At 26.5% G+C, this 17,503-nt stretch carries 18 protein-coding genes; 13 read left to right on the forward strand and 5 right to left on the reverse strand.

Annotation, left to right across the window (positions count from 1 at the left end):
- Nucleotides 1-163 precede the first annotated feature (163 nt).
- From AB0T67_RS11075 to AB0T67_RS11095, 5 genes are read right to left on the reverse strand one after another with little or no spacing between them, the layout of a single operon-like run.
- Nucleotides 164-406 carry a hypothetical protein gene (locus AB0T67_RS11075; protein ID WP_101931196.1) on the reverse strand — a complete coding sequence of 81 codons (243 nt, stop codon included), beginning with the start codon at nt 404-406 and terminating at the stop codon, nt 164-166.
- 2 nt (nt 407-408) lie between these two features.
- The gene (locus tag AB0T67_RS11080) at nt 409-1,377 is read right to left on the reverse strand and encodes a deoxyhypusine synthase family protein (RefSeq protein WP_101931194.1); all 969 of its coding nucleotides are present in this window, start codon (nt 1,375-1,377) and stop codon (nt 409-411) included.
- 2 nt (nt 1,378-1,379) lie between these two features.
- Complete coding sequence (locus AB0T67_RS11085; protein WP_369220354.1) at nt 1,380-2,156, reverse strand: RMD1 family protein; 777 nt, start codon at nt 2,154-2,156, stop codon at nt 1,380-1,382.
- Entirely contained in the window at nt 2,157-3,101 is a 945-nt protein-coding gene (gene speB, locus AB0T67_RS11090; RefSeq protein WP_101931192.1) for an agmatinase, read from the reverse strand.
- Nucleotides 3,091-4,488 (reverse strand): type III PLP-dependent enzyme domain-containing protein, encoded by a 1,398-nt coding sequence (locus tag AB0T67_RS11095; protein WP_369220355.1) that lies wholly within the window; start codon nt 4,486-4,488, stop codon nt 3,091-3,093. The genes speB and AB0T67_RS11095 overlap by 11 nt, the downstream gene beginning before the upstream one ends.
- A gap of 657 nt (nt 4,489-5,145) precedes the next feature.
- Between AB0T67_RS11095 and AB0T67_RS11100 the strand changes: the two genes are divergently transcribed.
- From AB0T67_RS11100 to brxC, 13 genes are all read left to right on the forward strand, one after another.
- Nucleotides 5,146-5,289, forward strand: coding sequence for a hypothetical protein (locus AB0T67_RS11100; RefSeq protein WP_369220356.1), 144 nt, complete (start codon nt 5,146-5,148; stop codon nt 5,287-5,289).
- Nucleotides 5,290-5,295: 6 nt separating this feature from the next.
- Nucleotides 5,296-5,679 carry a hypothetical protein gene (locus AB0T67_RS11105; RefSeq protein WP_369220357.1) on the forward strand — a complete coding sequence of 128 codons (384 nt, stop codon included), beginning with the start codon at nt 5,296-5,298 and terminating at the stop codon, nt 5,677-5,679.
- Nucleotides 5,680-5,682: 3 nt separating this feature from the next.
- The gene (locus AB0T67_RS11110) at nt 5,683-6,081 is read left to right on the forward strand and encodes a hypothetical protein (protein ID WP_369220358.1); all 399 of its coding nucleotides are present in this window, start codon (nt 5,683-5,685) and stop codon (nt 6,079-6,081) included.
- Between the two features lie 348 nt (nt 6,082-6,429).
- The gene (locus AB0T67_RS11115; protein WP_369220359.1) at nt 6,430-7,692 is read left to right on the forward strand and encodes a tyrosine-type recombinase/integrase; all 1,263 of its coding nucleotides are present in this window, start codon (nt 6,430-6,432) and stop codon (nt 7,690-7,692) included.
- Between the two features lie 11 nt (nt 7,693-7,703).
- The gene (locus tag AB0T67_RS11120; protein ID WP_101907970.1) at nt 7,704-8,555 is read left to right on the forward strand and encodes a hypothetical protein; all 852 of its coding nucleotides are present in this window, start codon (nt 7,704-7,706) and stop codon (nt 8,553-8,555) included.
- Nucleotides 8,556-8,783: 228 nt separating this feature from the next.
- Nucleotides 8,784-9,077, forward strand: coding sequence for a helix-turn-helix domain-containing protein (locus tag AB0T67_RS11125; RefSeq protein ID WP_101907971.1), 294 nt, complete (start codon nt 8,784-8,786; stop codon nt 9,075-9,077).
- 1 nt (nt 9,078) lies between these two features.
- The gene (locus tag AB0T67_RS11130) at nt 9,079-9,399 is read left to right on the forward strand and encodes a hypothetical protein (protein ID WP_101907972.1); all 321 of its coding nucleotides are present in this window, start codon (nt 9,079-9,081) and stop codon (nt 9,397-9,399) included.
- Between the two features lie 3 nt (nt 9,400-9,402).
- Nucleotides 9,403-10,320: a primase-helicase family protein gene (locus AB0T67_RS11135; protein WP_369220360.1), complete on the forward strand. Its 918-nt coding sequence runs from the start codon at nt 9,403-9,405 to the stop codon at nt 10,318-10,320.
- A 17-nt stretch (nt 10,321-10,337) separates the two neighbouring features.
- Nucleotides 10,338-11,342, forward strand: coding sequence for an IS30 family transposase (locus tag AB0T67_RS11140; RefSeq protein ID WP_369218598.1), 1,005 nt, complete (start codon nt 10,338-10,340; stop codon nt 11,340-11,342).
- Nucleotides 11,343-11,431: 89 nt separating this feature from the next.
- Nucleotides 11,432-11,710, forward strand: a complete 279-nt coding sequence (locus AB0T67_RS11145) for a hypothetical protein (protein ID WP_369220361.1) — start codon at nt 11,432-11,434, stop codon at nt 11,708-11,710.
- Nucleotides 11,711-12,794: 1,084 nt separating this feature from the next.
- Entirely contained in the window at nt 12,795-13,379 is a 585-nt protein-coding gene (locus AB0T67_RS11150) for a BrxA family protein (protein WP_369220362.1), read from the forward strand.
- 10 nt (nt 13,380-13,389) lie between these two features.
- On the forward strand, nt 13,390-13,980 hold the full coding sequence (locus AB0T67_RS11155) for a BREX protein BrxB domain-containing protein (protein ID WP_369220363.1): 591 nt from the start codon (nt 13,390-13,392) through the stop codon (nt 13,978-13,980).
- Nucleotides 13,973-17,503: a BREX system P-loop protein BrxC gene (gene brxC, locus AB0T67_RS11160; RefSeq protein ID WP_369220364.1), complete on the forward strand. Its 3,531-nt coding sequence runs from the start codon at nt 13,973-13,975 to the stop codon at nt 17,501-17,503. The genes AB0T67_RS11155 and brxC overlap by 8 nt, the downstream gene beginning before the upstream one ends.

Here is a 17,503-nt window from a genome sequence, read left to right on the forward strand (position 1 = left end):
GTAATACGATATATATTAAAAAACACGGAATCAATTTGATTACGTGTTTTTTTTTAATAAATTATACAATACTAAAATTAGTATCGAGAATTTGAGTTTCTCGACAAAGTTCTCGATACTATTTTTGAAAATAACTAGCATTCATAATTTTTATTGAGCTATTTTATAACTCTTCAAATGATTCTTCATCTTCTGAATAATCTTCCATAGTTTGTTCTAACATTGCACTGATTTTTACAAGATATAGTGTATCATCAGTTTTAACTTCTACAGCTTTTATAGTTTCTCCTTTGCTATTTTTAAAGGAAATAATATCCGTATAATCATAACCTTCAGGATATTTTTCAATTAATAAATCTAAAATATCAGTTGTTAGTTTTTTGTATTCTACAATTACTCGTTTCATATTTACATTTCTAAAAGATACGCAAAAATTAATGGTGCAACAATAGTTGCATCACTTTCAATAATAAACTTAGGTGTATCAATATCTAATTTTCCCCAAGTTATTTTTTCATTTGGTACAGCTCCAGAGTACGAACCGTAACTTGTTGTTGAATCTGAAATTTGACAGAAATAACTCCAAAAAGGAGTATCTTCTCTTTCCATGTCTTGATATAACATTGGCACTACACAAATAGGGAAATCACCAGCAATACCACCACCTATTTGAAAAAATCCGATACCATTATCAGAATTATCAGTATACCAATCAGCTAAAAAAGTCATGTATTCAATACCTGATTTCATAGTACTAGCCTTTAATTCGCCTTTCATTACGTAAGAAGCAAAAATATTTCCCATCGTAGAATCTTCCCATCCAGGAACAACAATCGGTAAGTTTTTTTCGGCAGCAGCATACATCCATGAATCTTTTAAATCGATTTCATAATACTCTTCTAATACGCCTGAAAGTAATAATTTATACATGTATTCATGTGGAAAATAACGTTCATCATTATCTTCGGCATCTTTCCAAATTTTGAATATGTGTTTTTGTAATCTTCTAAAGGCTTCATCTTCAGGGATACATGTATCTGTAACTCTGTTTAATCCTTTTAACAATAAATCCCATTCATCTTGTGGGGTTAAATCACGATAATTAGGAATGCGTTTGTAGTGAGAATGTGCTACTAAATTCATCACATCTTCCTCTAGGTTTGCACCTGTACACGAAATAATATGTACTTTTTCTTGGCGAATCATCTCTGCAAATATTTTACCTAATTCGGCAGTACTCATTGCTCCAGCTAATGAAACTAACATTTTAGATCCTTCAGCTAATTGTGTTTCATACCCTTTGGCAGCATCGACTAAAGATGCTGCGTTAAAGTGTAAAAAATATTTTTCTATAAAATTTGTAATTGGTTTTTGCATTTTTATATGAATTTTTCAATAATAACTTGTATAATTTCAAAAAGGATTAAAATGATAATAATCCACTCTAACATGCTGCTGTATTTATGTTGTAGTATGTCGTTAAAAAGATCTAAGTTTTCTTTAATGATGTTTAAACTATTTTGTGTTCCTTGATATCTTTTTACAATATCTAATTCATCTTTTAATTTATAATCTAATGTTGATAAATCTTTATTACTCCAAGCTAAATCCGAAGTATCAAAAACATATAGATTCTCGGTAATATTGTTTTTTAAATTCATGGTACTACCTATGAATTTTCTCATGTTTGTTTTAGTTAATTTAAAACTACCTGTACGTTCTAATTGCTTAGAATATATTAATGTTTTATCATGTAAATCAGATGTTTTATTTACATAATTCATCAATGCCACAGATTGGGCTAAATTCAGCATTATAATATGTGCTACATCTTCATTTAATTCTTTAATTTGGATGCTTCCAAAATCAACTTCTATTTCATTATTAAAAATTATTTTATAATCTTCAGAAGGTAGTTGTGCCACTTTTTTACTTCCTTTAGATAAAATATCAATGTTTTTTTTAATTAAAATAGCATCACAATTTATAAAAACAACACTTCCGTAATCCTTAATATATAAATAAGAATCGGTATTTATTTTGTATAATAAAAAAGAATGTTCTCTTTTAATTAACGTATAATCTGTTAGCAGATTACGAATTTCATTTAGTTGAATTTTTTCTTCTAAATGATATGCGATGGCTTGTAAATCCATTTAAAACTCTTCGTCTAATTTATTTTTAAATTTAGGTACAGTATGTTGGTTATTTTTTTTGATATTAAAATCATTAGAATCTTCATCTGTATTTGAAGAAAATTTATAACTCAACATTTTATAGTACAATTTAGCTGCTAAAAAATCAGATGATTTATCAATAGTATTAGGGCATAATTCTACGATATCAAAACCAACAACATTTTTCTCTGTAAATACTTTTTTCAGGAATTCTAGTGTTTCATAATAAAACAATCCTCCAGGTTCAGGAGTACCTGTACTTGGCATTATTGAAGGGTCTATGGCATCTAAATCAAAAGTAATAAACACGTTGTTTGTTAATTGATCGATAACATCTTCCATCCAATATTCATTAACAGCCATATCATGAGCAAAAAAAGTTTTATCCATGTTCATAGCTGTTTTTTCTGAAGCGTCCATACTTCTTATACCCACTTGTACTAAATTGGTATTTTGACTAGCTTCGTAAACAGCACAAGCATGATTGCATGATGAGCCTTGATATTCTTTACGTAAATCAGCATGTGCATCAATATGTAATACTGTTAAGTTGTTGTAACATTCATTAAAAGCTCTAATTGTTCCAATAGAAATTGAGTGTTCTCCGCCAAAAAGAGTTACAAATTTATTTTTATTGATGTACTTTTTAGTTGTTTGGTGAACCGCTTCTACCATTTTTTCTGGTGATGCGTTTTCAAGTACAGCATCGGCTAAATAAATTCCTTCTTTATAAACTTCGCTATCAGTTTCGATGTCGTATAATTCCATATTTTCAGAAGCTTTTAAAAATGCTTCTGGTCCTTTATCGGCACCTTTTTGCCAAGTACTTGTACCGTCGTAAGGTACAGGAATTAAAACGATGTTTGCTGTTTCTAATTTTGCGTAGTTTTCAGGAATCCCTGCGTATGTTGTTTTATTTTTCATATCCTAAAATAGCAAGTAATGCTTCACTTTTTTGTTGTTCTTTAAATAATTTAGTTGTTATATTTCCGTTGATATCTTTTGAAATTAACAGGTGTTTTGGATGTGGAATTAAGCAATGTTGTAATCCGCCAAAACCACCAATAGTTTCTTGATAAGCACCTGTGTTAAAAAAACCGATATATAATGGATTTTCTTTTTCATAAGTAGGTAGATAAATACCGTTTACATGTTGTTCCGAATTGTAATAATCATCACTATCACAGGTTAAACCACCTAATAAAACACGCTCATATTTATGATTCCATTTGTTTAAAGGAAGCATGATAAAACGTTTGTTAATCGCCCAAGCATCAGGTAAAGTGGTAATGAAAGAGGAATTAATCATGTTCCATTTTTCACGGTCGTTTTGTTTTTTCTGATACAATATTTCATAGACAGCACCTCCAGCTTCTCCTACGGTAAAGCTTCCGAATTCGGTAAAAATATTAGGAACATCCACTCCAGCTTCTTTACAAGTAAGGTTTATCTGATTTATGATTTCATCAACCATATATTCATAATCATACTCAAATGCTAATGAATTTTTAATAGGAAAACCACCACCGATATTTAAACTATCTAAAGTTGGACATACTTTTTTTAAAGCAGTATAAACGTTTAAACATTTTAATAATTCGTTCCAATAATAGGCGTTATCTTTTATACCTGTATTGATGAAAAAATGTAGCATTTTTAATTCTACCTGTGGATTTTTGGCAATTTCACGTTGATAAAACGATACAATATTTTTATAACCAATTCCTAAACGACTGGTGTAAAATTCGAATTTTGGTTCTTCTTCTGAAGCAATTCGAACACCTACTTTAAAATTACTTTTAGTTTCTTTTAATAGTAAACTTAGTTCTTCGTAGTTATCAATAATAGGTACACAGTTTTTGTGTCCTGAATCAATTAAATCAGCAATATTTGTAACATATTGATCTCTTTTAAAACCGTTACATAACACAAAAGCATCGTTGCTTAATTTACCTTCTTTTTTTAGATTTTTAACAATATCAATATCAAAAGCCGATGAGGTTTCTATATGGATATCATTTTTAAGAGCTTCTTCCAATACATATTTAAAGTGCGAACTTTTAGTACAATAACTGTAATTATAAGTTCCTTTATATTGGTGTTTTTCTATTGCTTTATGAAACCAATTTTTTGCTTTATGTATATTTTCTGATATTTTTGGTAAATAAGTAAATTTTAATGGCGAACCATATTGCTTTACTAAAGCCATCATATCAATATTATGAAAAAATAAGTTATCATTTTTAGTATGAAATTCTTCTTGCGGAAAATCAAAAGTTTGTTCGATTAAATCTTTATATCTGGTATTCATTATCTATTGGTTTGGCTGTGTTTTAAGCACAGGTGGATTTGTTCAAAAAATAGTAACAACAAAATGCTGTAACTTTTTCAAATTAATAAAATTTTAAAAAACAAATAATACGGCTATCTTATAGCGAATTTGTTAGACCAAAAAGAAAATGAATAGTTAGAGTCTTAACGCAAGACAATCACCAGACTGATTATGAAAATTCAGTGGTAATGAATAATTGTACGAAGAGGAAGAAACCTTAATTTTTTCGTTGTGTTTCCAAAACACAAAATAACCTTTTATCTCCCAACAAAAGTTATTTTCGAAATAAGTAAAACGTTGCATTGAACCTATCTAATAAGATGCGGTAAATGTAAACTTTTTTTTAATATGACAAACTTTTTTTTATTTTTTTTGATAAAAATAATGCTATCTTTTTTTTGAACTACTTTTTATATCTAAAATATTGATTAGTAGTTGTTTAATTTAGGTTTGTTTTACGGATTATTACGCTTTAAATAATTTACTGTTGCTATATTAAAGATATTATTTAATCAATTTAACTACTTTTTAATGATGAAAAGAGCTGGAAAGTAAATCAAAAAAATTTTAATATTTCTAAAAATCATTTTGTAGCTTGCCAATACAATTGAGTATTTTTTTCTAATTTAAAAAACAATGAATTTAATCCCTATTAATACTATTTTCAAAAATACTACTAGTAGTTATAAATATTACTGGTGGTTATCTATTATAGAAATATCTTTTTTAGAGGATAAAGAAAACATTTCTTATAATGAGATTATATTTAAAATTAATTAATAAACTATGGAGTTTTCAGAGACAATGTTAAAAATACTTTTAAAAAAAGCAATGTTAATTTTCGTAATTGTTGTAGCATATTCTTTATTAAAGGATAATACTAAAGAATATTATGAAGATTATTTGCGTATGTATGAAAATAACTTTTATGAAGGGGTTGTTATTAAAAAAAGTAGAGATAAAGAAAATCATAATACAGCTATATTAATACTTAAAAATAAAAGAAAAATTGCTATGGGCGAAGAGTTTTACGAGAAAATTAAAGTAAATGATTCTATTGTAAAAAAGAAAGGATCTTTATCAGTTAAGGTATTTAGTAATAAACATATATATGAATTTAACGTTGTTATTCCTCCTAAAGTAGATACCTATAAAGCTTTTAATTTTTAAAATATGATTTCAGAAAAAAAATATGATTTTTATTTAGAGATTCTTTTAGGAGTAGTTTTTTTTTGTATTATTGGAGGGTTTCTTTATAAAGAAAATTATCCTAATAAAATAATTAATGAACTTCATCAAGAAGCTTTAGTTTATAGTAGTAATATGGAATTTAATGGAATTGTTGTTAAAAAAAGTGTAGATGAATTAAATAATAATAGTCCTGTATTAACACTTAATAATGGAAAAAGAGTATATGTTTACAATTATTTTTTTCAAAAAATAAAATTAAAAGACTCAATAGTGAAAAAAACACACACACATAAGTTCAAAGTTTTCAGAGGTGTAAAAGTATTTAATTTTAATATGAAAGAATTTATAGATTTACAAAAACAATTAAAAACAAAAAAATGAAAGAGTACTTTTTTATATTATATGAAAGTTTAGTTAAAATTTATTTTCGCTCTGAATCTTTTCATTTTTGAATGTATTTTTATGGACTGAAATGTCTCTCTTGGAAGTACGTTTTAAAAAATAAAAAGTCAGTAAAATTATCAGTATAAAAGAAAAAACCCTGTAAATATAAAATTTACAGGGTTTGTAAATTGTGGAGACGCCGGGTATTGACCTTGTTTTTGCTTATTACCGCTAAAGCACCGCTGTATATACTATCTATGTTAGGTTTGTTAAATTTTTATTACTTACTTTAGACTCTTTTATCGGTTAAATGTTACCTTTACTGACACCTAAATTGACACCTATATGACAAGTGTATTTAATTTGAAAGAGAAAAATAAAGACGGACTAACTTTAATTTATCTAAAAGCTTATTTTAAAAAAGAGGGTAGAAGGTTTGTTTATTCTACAGGAGAATCTATTCATCCAAAAGAATGGGATTTTGAAAACAGGCAACCAAATAATTTAAAAGGAAGAACCTCAAAAGCAGAAAGTCACAGAACCATAAAAAGACAATTAGATAGATACTCTAATTTATTTACACATATTACCGAAGTCTATAAAAATACAAATCAGGAATTAACTATAGAAAAAATTAGACAAGAGTTTGATAAAGAATTTAAGCGAGTTGCTGTTGGTAAAAATAAATTTTATGATGCGTATGATGAGTTTATGTCTTTTAAACAGAAAAACCAAGAATGGTCTAGTGCAACTATTAAGAGGTATGATAATATAAAAAACATGCTAAAGGATTTTGAGAAAACTAAAAAATACAAAATCACATTTGATACGATTAATCAAAAATTTTATACAGAATTTACTCATTTTTGTATGGTAGGTAGAGGACATATTAATAATACATTTTCAAGAAATGTAGGTTTAGTTAAAACTTTTCTTTTCTGGGCATTAAAAAATGGATATACTTATAAAGCTGATTTTATAAATTTTAAAAAGAAACCAAAAGTAATTACAAATCAAATAGCACTTAGAAAAGAGGATTTAGAAACGTTATTAAAAGTAGAAATGAGTTCTGAAAAATTAGAAAAAGTAAAAGATGTTTTTATTTTTTCTTGTGTTACAGGTATGAGGTTTGGAGAACTAAAGTTTGTTTCTAAAAATAACATAAATGGAAAAACATTATTACTTAAAGAAGAAAAAGGATCAGGTAAAAAAAGTAGAGAAATTCCTTTAAGTGGTATTGCGTTATACATTTTAGAAAAATATGATTACAGTTTACCTTTAATCGCAAATCAAAAATATAACGACTATATAAAAGATGTTTTTGAATATGCTGGTTATACTCATAATGTAGAGAAAACATCTACTAGAGGTAAAGAAGTAATAAGAGAAGAAATTCCTTTTTATAAAAGAATAAGTTCTCACACAGCTAGAAGAACATTTATTACGATGATGAAAAGAAAAGGTAAAAGTGATAAATTAATTGCAGAAATTTCTGGTCATAATGATATGAAAACATTGAATCAATATTATCAAGTTACAAATGAAGATGTAAAAGATGCTGTTGATGAAACTTTTGATTTAATTATTCCTGAAAAAAATAAATCTTAAAAAAAATAAAAATGAATTACGGAGAAGAATTTGTTAAATTATTTAATGATAAGTTTAAGGAGATACTTTCAGAATCTACTATTCAGTTTGAAAGTTATTATAGTACTAATTATTCCTTTAGAAAAGCAAAAGAATTAATTGAAGAGCCTTTATTGAAAGAGATGGAATTAATTATTAAATCATTAAATAATAGGTCAGAGATATTTGAAAAAAGTCATAAATTTCTAAATAATTATAGATACAATTACATTTCTGATATAACAATTTCTTTAATTAATGATGAAGTAAAAGAAGGTTTTATATTACAGAAAAAACAAGATAACTTAAAAATAAATTATTTAGATTATCTCATTTTATTTTCTGAATGGGAAGTAATTCGTCGTTATTTTATATTTATAAGGAACAACGATAAAGAATTAAATAAAAAGTTTCTTTCAAGGAATATTGGAGATTTTTTAACTATTGTAAAGAAAAAAAACGAATTACACACTCTTGCTAATATTAAAGAAATTAAGAAACAAGTTGATATAAGAAAAGAATCAATGTACGCTTTAACTCAAAATGAAAAAATGATTCTTTTACATGTGTTATTACATCGATTTGTTAAAGAAAATTATAAGAAGCCAAGTCCAGAATATTTTAGAGTTTTGTCTTTAGTTTCTGGAATTTTGGAAGAAAAAGACATTAATAAGGCAATAACAGGTAAAGGTAAATATAATTATTTCTTAAGTGGGGTCAACGCATCAAGAAAATCTAATTATGATAAAAATATTATGATTGATGTTATTTTAAGTAAAATTAAAGATGTAAAGGGTATAAAAAATTTTATTTCATGTCTTAAAATGTATAAACATAGGAAATAAACACCATCAAAATAATATAATTTTTTGTTCTTTATTTATATTTAAATCATTGTTTTTTATTTGTTTATAGTTTTTTTTAGTGTCATTAAGTAACCATTTAAACTTTATTTGTTATAGTTATATATACAATCTTTGCAGTAATAAAACATAAATATTCAATCCATGGATATTAGTAATTACTGAATATGATGTGTTTTTAAATATTAATTTATATAAATAAAACATATTATGGCAAGTATAATAGTAACAACATCAGAAGAACTTTCTGGAATGATTGATTTAGCAATATCAAAAAGAATTAATCCTTTACAGGAATTGATTAATAATAAATTAAATCCACAGAAGGAAAATGTAACGGTTAAAGAAGCTGCAAAAAGGTTAAACGTTACAGAACTAACAATAAGGAATTATATAAAAAAAGGATTTATTGATGCTTCTAAAATAGGACGTAGAATTGTGATTAATTTAGAGAGTTTAGAAAATAATCTAAACGAAGTTAAATCTTTAAAATATCGTAGATAAGATGGAAGATTTTAACATAGAAAGTGAAGTAGATAAGAATAATTTAATTCTTATAGCCGATAATTTACAAGCAGAAATGTATAAGTTAAAATTCAATAGAGCATCGGATTTTTTACTAATGAAGCATTTAGATTTTTATACTAAAGAAATAGATAAAATTAAAATTTTAGCAGTTAATAATCCAAGGTTTAAATGGCAATTATTAGAACAAGAAATAGATTCTAGTTTCAAAAAAGATAAATCATTAACAGGAGCAAATATTATTTTTGATTGGAAAGAAAGTATAGTTTCAAATAGAGTTTTACTTAATTTTAAACTTTAAATAATGATGGAATACGTTAGAATAGGTACAGATTATTTTAAAATTTGTAGTGTTCCTCTTTTAAGCGGGGACACTGCAAAGACTTTAATTAAATGGGCTAAAGGAGAAATAATTACAGATAAAGGAAAAGATTTTTTGAAATCTATAAAAAAGTATGATGGATTTACTACTATTCCTGCACATCAAAATTATAAACAGGAAATAAATTCTTTTTATAATCAGTATGAAAAAATAGAGCATAAATTAGTAAAAGGTAATTTTGATAAAACCGAAGAGTTTTTAAGACATATTTTTAAAGAACAGTATGAATTAGCATTAGATTATCTGACTATATTATGGCAACAACCAACCCAAATTTTACCAATTTTATGTTTGGTTAGTAATTCTAGGAATACAGGAAAAACATCTTTTTTAAATTGGTTGAAATTGTTGTTTCAAGGAAATATGACAATTAATAAAAATGAAGATTTTCGAAGTCGATTTAATAGTGATTGGGCATCTAAATTAATTATTTCTGTAGATGAGGTTCTTTTAGATAGGAGAGAAGATAGTGAGCGTATTAAAAACCTTTCTACAGCGGGTTCATATAAAACAGAATCTAAAGGAAAAGATAAAGTTGAATCTAATTTTTTTGGAAAATTTATATTGTGTTCTAATAATGAAGAAAATTTTATTCAGATAGATGAAAAAGAAATTAGATATTGGGTGATTAAAGTAAATTCTTTTAAGGAAGAAGATGTTGATATGCTAAAAAAACTTAGTAATGAAATTTCGAGTTTTTTATATTTTTTAAATAATCGAAAAATTATATCAGAAAGAAAAACAAGAATGTGGTTTACAAAGCAACAAATTTATACACCTGCGTTAGATAAAGTTGTAAAAGGAAATGCTCCATTCAATAACTTAACGCAACAAATCTAAAATTATAGATTTGTAAAATGGAAATAAAAAAGCATAGACGTTTAACTCTAAAAGAAAGAGTTATTATTCAGACTCTTTTAAATGAAAAAAAGTCTAAATCTTATATCGCTAAAACATTAAAAAGAGCACGTTCAACAATCTTTAGAGAAGTCTCTAAATGGGTACAAAATAAAGAAGATAAATATGATGCTGAATTAGCACATTGGAACGCTAAAGATGATTATGCGAACAAAAGAAACCTTGATAAAATAAGCACCTATTCCCTACTCAAATTTTTTGTTTATAAAGGACTTTTATCTAACTGGACTCCTGAACAAATTTCAGGAAGACTCAAAGAGTTATATCCAAACAACCCAATAATGTCTATTTCACATGAAGCTATCTATAGACACATTTACACCAGACCACAAGCTAGTTTAAATAAAAAATTAATAAAACTTCTAGTTCGTAAAAAAACAAGGCGGAGACCTCATAAAAAAAAACGTGGTGGTGGCTCTAAAATAATCAATCAAGTTAGTATTGACAACAGACCTAAGCATATTGAACTTAGAGATGAAGTTGGACATTGGGAAGGTGACTTAATCATTGGAAAAGACCATAAAAGTGCTATCGGAACAATTGTTGAACGCAAAACAAGGTTCACTTTAATCATCAAACTAAAATCGAAAAAAGCGATGGAAGTTGCCAATCAGTTTAGTAAAATATTGAATAAATTAAATCCTATTTATAAAAAATCAATGACATATGACAACGGAATTGAAATGGCAAGGCATCAAAAAATAACACAAAAAACAGGTATGAAAATTTACTTTGCACATCCATATTCTTCGTGGGAAAGAGGCACCAATGAAAACACAAATGGACTCATTAGACGATATCTGCCTAAGGGTACTAATTTTAATGAAATTAGCCAAAATCAACTACAAATTATTCAACAAAAATTAAACAATAGACCTCGGAAAATTATAGCGTACAAAACTCCTAAAGAAATGATGGATATTGAAATAAAAAACATAGCTTAGTACCATCAAAAATTAACAACGCTTTGTTGCGTTAGAACATTGAATCCAAGAATAAAACATATTTAAGTCAAGAAATTAGAGAGATTTTAATGGATGATTTTATCACTTTTGAAGTTGATGTTTTAAAATACACCGCAACAGATTTATTTGATAAATTAAGTAAAGGTTTTAAGACAACTCGCTTTAAAATTACTAAAAGCTTAAAAGATGATTATAACTTAACCTCTTTAAATGGAAGTTACCAAAAGTATTTTCTTTCTTTAAATACGTTGCAAAAAACAATGGTAAATTTTGAAACTAAAAAAGGACGATATTACGAGTTTCAGAAAAGTGATTTTATAGAGATGCCTTTGTCTTTTGATAAATAGTAAGAGTCAGTATATATAAAGAGTTTTTAGTATAACACTAAATTCTTAATTTTGCGTTTGTGTTTGCGCTTTATAATAGCGTTTGATAAAAGATTACAGAAGTCCTGAGTTTACTTAAGATATCAGAATTATTATTTAGTACAACATTAAATTATTGATTTTGCGTTTATGTTTGCGCTTTATTGCGTTTGATAAAACATTACTAAATACTGTAATTTTATAGAGAAATTAGAATTTATTGAAAATATAGAAGAGTATATAAGTAATTTCATTGAAACACCGTTGATTGTTGACAAAGACCAATAATTAGCATATACAGAAAGAGTTTTAGTAGATAACAGTAGTTCAACAATCCGTCAACAGGTTTAATTATTTTATTGTTGACAGATTGTTGAACTACTGTTTTTAGCTTGCGCCCTTTTATAGTATTGATTTTAGGGGTTTATTCAACAGTACAACATGAATTTTAGTTCATCTGTTTTAGTGTTGTTATTAAATAGTAATTTCCCGAAAAAGCAGAATTTATCGAAAATAGAGTAGGGTGTGTACCGTAATTTGATTGTTTAGCTAGAATAATAGTCTGTATTATGTAGTCTATTTTTCCTGAATTTCCCGAAAAAGCAGAATTTATCGAAAATAGAGTAGGGTGTGTACCGTAATTTGATTGTTTAGCTAGAATAATAGTCTGTATTATGTAGTCTATTTTTCCTGAATTTCCCGAAAAAAGCAGAATTTATCGAAAATAGAGTAGGGTGTGTACCGTAATTTGATTGTTTAGCTAGAATAATAGCCTGTATTATGTAGTGTGTTTTCCGTGAATTTCCAGAAAACAGTATGTTTTTATGTGTTAAAAAAATTAGTGTAAAATGGAAAATTTCTATTGGTACAATCTTATTTTAACTAAGTAATTAATATTTTTTCAATAAAACTCTAAATGATGTTTTGGATTGCTATTACCTAAGTTTAAGCTTATTTTTATATATTGGCGCAAGGCTTTTTTTTAAAATAACGTCTTATTGAAAGAATGCAATTTAAAGTATATCAGCCCTAGAATTACTAAAAGAATAAATTAATAACAAGTTCAATGATGATGAGTAAATACGATGCGAATTTTACTGCTGGTGGAATCTTTTTCAATGAGTTTTCTAACCTGAAGGATTATTTGTTAGATGAAGATTTTGAAGAGGTTGTAAGAAACGATATTGAAGAAAATAAGATATTAGCAATAAAAACGCTTTCATCTAGGAAAAGAGTTGTTTCAGAAATTATAAGAAGATATAATGTAATGTCTCCAAGCTTTTGGGACTTTTTTAAAGATCTAAACGAATCAGAACAAAAGTTAGGGTTATTATATGTTTGTTTAAAAACATATCCGATTGTGTTTGATTTACATTTTGAAGTAACAGTTCAAAAAGAAAAATTAGGGTTAGAATTAACAGAATACGATATACAGATGCGTTTAGATGAATTGTCATCAACATCTGATGATGTTGGGAGTTGGTCTGAAGCAACTATTAAAAAGATAAATACACAATATAGAAAAGTGTTAAAAGACGCTAATTTACATAATGGTAAAATATTACAAAAACCTCTAAATATAAACGAGTACTTTTGGGATTACTTTAAAAAAAATAATGATAAATGGTTTTTAGAAGCCTGTTTTATATAAAAAATAGTAAATGACGATAGCAGAATTATATACCCATTTAGCAAATGATGGTTTTAAAGATTATGAAACAGGAAATTTATATTTTCCTGCATATATGTATATGTATGAGGTAGAAAAAGAATATGAAATAAATGCAGCTATTTTAGATATAAAAAATCGTTTGCATCGTCCTACAAATTATTTAGATGTTATTGTTTTAGATATTTATGAAGAATTTACCACCTATTTAAAACAAGAAAAATTTGCAAAATCAAATAAGTTTGATTTTTATATGCTACATGAAAAAACGAAAGCTAATGCAGTAGAAAAATCATTATTTAAAGATGCATATGATACCCGTTTTTTGGAGTTTTTAAATCTGAAAATACAAACACATTTGAAAAAAGAAGATTCTTTTCAAAGGTCTTATGTATTTATAAAAGGTTTTGGTAATGCATTCCCATACATCCGTGCAAGTCGTTTTTTAAATAATTTTGAAAAATATGTAAAAGGATATAAACTAATTATGTTTTATCCTGGTGAAGCTAAAGAGTATTATTCGCTTTTTGGCTTACTAAAAGATGAAAACTTATATAGAGCTATTAAATTAATAAATGAATAAGAAAAAGATGTTATTAAAAGAAATTTATGCTAGAAAAATTGATAGAGATATCAATCCTGCTGTAGTTGTTAGTAATAAGAATAAAGAAACAATTGAAGCGGAGATTAATGAATATGTTTTTACAAAGGAGTTAATTGAAAAGTTATACCTTATTGTAGATACTATTTTAAATAAAAAATCAGGAAAATCTGGTATTTGGATTAATGGATATTACGGTTCGGGTAAATCACATTTTATTAAATATATACATTATTTATTAGATGTAGAAACTTCAGAACTTGCTTTCGAAGCTTTTGAAAAGTCAGTAAAAGAAGAGTATGATGCAATGAAACCAGGTAATAATCCAGAAATTACAGTTAGTAATTTAAGATTGTTAAAGAAAAGAGTACAGCGTTCTAATTGTGACAACATTATGTTTAATGTTGAAGATGAAACAGATGACGGTAGTACAGAACGGTTAACTCGTATTTTCTTAAATATGTTGAATAAATTTAGAGGTTATAATTCTAATGATATTCCTTTGGCTATTTTATTAGAAAAGCAGTTAGATAAAAAAGGTGTTTTCGAAGATTTTAAAGTAAAAGTAGAAGAAAAAACAGGTTTTAATTGGGAAACAGATGCAGCAGATGCAGCAGCATTTCAATTAGAAGATGTTTTAGAAATAGCAAAACAATTTATTCCTGAATTAGATAAGGTTTCTTTACATGCTAAAATAGCTGATCCAGAAAATTATAAAGTAGGTATAAAAGCATCCTTAATTCCTGAATTACAAGAATTCTTGAAGGGAAAAGATAAGAACTACCGTTTACTATTTTTAGTAGATGAGGTATCACAATACGTAGGTACAAATAAAGAAATTCTATTAAACTTTCAAAATATTATAGAAAGAGTTAGTAACGATTGTAATAACCAAGTTTGGATTGCTTGTACAGCACAACAAACATTAGATGAAGTTTCTGTTGGAGCAGATGGCGTTACAGATGTACAAGATGAATTTGGTAAAATTTTAGGTCGTTTTGATACCCGTATTTCGTTGCAAAGTAATGATGCTTCTTATATTACCCAACGTAGAGTTTTAGATAAAAATAGTAAGGGTACAGAATATTTAACAAACTTATATCACGACAATAAAGACTATATAGATAATCAGTTTAAAATAAATCACGATTTATATAAAGGGTACAAAACAGAAGATGAATTTATTATTGGTTATCCTTTTGTTCCGTATCAATTTAAGTTAATAGCACATGTTTTTGAAGCTTTTCAGCAATTGCAGTTTGTAATTAAACAAGTAAAAGATAACGAGCGTTCTATTTTAGGAATTACTCATTATACAGCTAAAGAACATGCCAATGATGAAGTTGGTGGTTTTATGCCTTTTGATGCTTTTTATAATAAATCATTAGAAACCAACTTAACAAATAGAGGATATAAAGCCATTCAAAATGCATTAGAACTTTCTTATGTTAGAAACAATCCGTTTGCACAAAGAGTAGTAAAAGTATTGTTTATGATTTCTAATTTGTTAGAAAATCAACGACAAACATTCCCCTCTAATATAGAGAATTTAGGCGTTTTATTAATGGATGCTTTAGATCAGAATAAAAATGAACTTCAAAAAGAAATCACCAAGGTTTTAAATTGTTTATCAGAAGAAAGTATTATTAGAGAAGAAAAAGGAAGTTATTTTTTCTTTAATGAAGATGAAATGGATGTGCAAAACATTATTAAAAGTCAAACGTTGGTTTTAGATGATCGTTTTACAACATTCGATAGTTTATTAAGACCATTAATTAACCTTTCTAATAAAGCATCTTTTGGACAGAATGATTTTAAAATTGCCTATGCAGTAGAAGGAAAAGAATTTTTACGTAATGGAGATTTTAAGATTACTATATTATTATCGGACAATACACCGTTAGCCCAAAAGGCTTTAGATGTAAATAAAAAAGAAATAATTGTTGCTGTTAATGAGTGGTTCAATGAAGATACATTATTAAAAAAAGAATTTGATTGGTATTGTAGAACAAATAAGTATTTTTTAAACAATGCTTCAGGAGGAACAGGAGATAGGTCTCGAACAAATGAAAATTTTAAAATTCGTAACAATCAGTTAAGAGAGAAGATTGTTAATACTATAAAAGAGAAGTTTTCAGATACACGTTTTGTATCTCAAAATAATATTTTAGAAAGTAACGATGTAAACGGAGGTACAGCCGCCGATCGTTTTGCAAATGTTATACAAATTCATTTAAAAGGTATTTATAAAAATCATAATTTATCAGACCAATATGCACGCAATCAACAAGAGTTAAAAAAATCGGTAGCAAGCAATCAAGTTTTAATAGATGTGCTAACACCTGCAGAGCAAATGTTGCATGATTTTATATCGCAAAACAACAATCAAATTACTGTATATGATTTAATAAAGCATTTTGAAAAAGAACCTTTTGGTTGGCGTTTTGAAGCTATTTTAGATATTTTAGTTTGTTTAGAAAAAAAGAAAAAACGAGAATTTAAGTATAAAGGTAAAGAAAGATATAATCGTGTTGATTTTATAAATAAAGCGGTATCTACATCAGAAAGAACTTCTTGTGAAGTAGTTTCAAGTGAAGAAATAGACCAGGGAATTTTAGATAATGTACTTTCTGCCTATAAAAATATTTTTAATGAAGTATTAATTGGCGATTATATTCAAACAGATCAAAATAAATTATTTGATACTTTAAAAAATCATTTATCTAAAAAAGAAGTTTCTTTTTCTGATTTAGAATCTCATTATAAAAATGAGGCTTTTAGTTCTTGTTTTTCTAAAGTGAAAAAAGAAATGAATCAATTTGGTGTAATTGCTGATCTAAAAAAATTATTTCATTCAATTACCGAAGATCAAGAGGAATTAAAAGAATTGGTAGATACAGCAAAAGGAATAGCAGATTTTGCATCAAATTCTACTTTAGATAAATACAAAGAAATTAAATCTTTTGTAGCGGTTAATAATCATGATTTTAGGCTTTTATCAGAAGAAGATAAATCTAAAGTTAAAAAAATTAATAACTTTTTTACATTAGAAGATCCAAGAAAAGAATTCAGACATATTGTAAAAGCTTATAGTGAATTAGAAACTGCCATTACATCTAAAATTAAAGAATTAAAAGATAAAACAATTACTGTTTATGAATCTTCTTTTAACGAATTAGAAGAAGAAGTGTTAAAACGTAATGTAGCTCCTAGTATTTTGAGTTATAAAGAAGATACTTTAAAAGATATTAAAAATTTAACATCGCTTTCAGGATTAAAAAATAAATTTTTAGAAGTTTCAGATTTTAAATCAAAAAAATTAGAAACAATAATAAAAGCGACACCAGTAGCTGAAGGTGATAAAGTAGCCGAATCTTCTATTTATTATGTTACAAAAGGAGTTTCTACCATTACCACAGAAAAAGAATTAGAAGAATACTTGTTAAAATTACGTAGAGAAATGCTACAATTATTAAGCGACAAGAAAAATATTATTATAAAATAA

The organism is Tenacibaculum salmonis (assembly GCF_041053065.1).
Classification (GTDB): Bacteria; Bacteroidota; Bacteroidia; order Flavobacteriales; family Flavobacteriaceae; genus Polaribacter; species Polaribacter pacificus_A.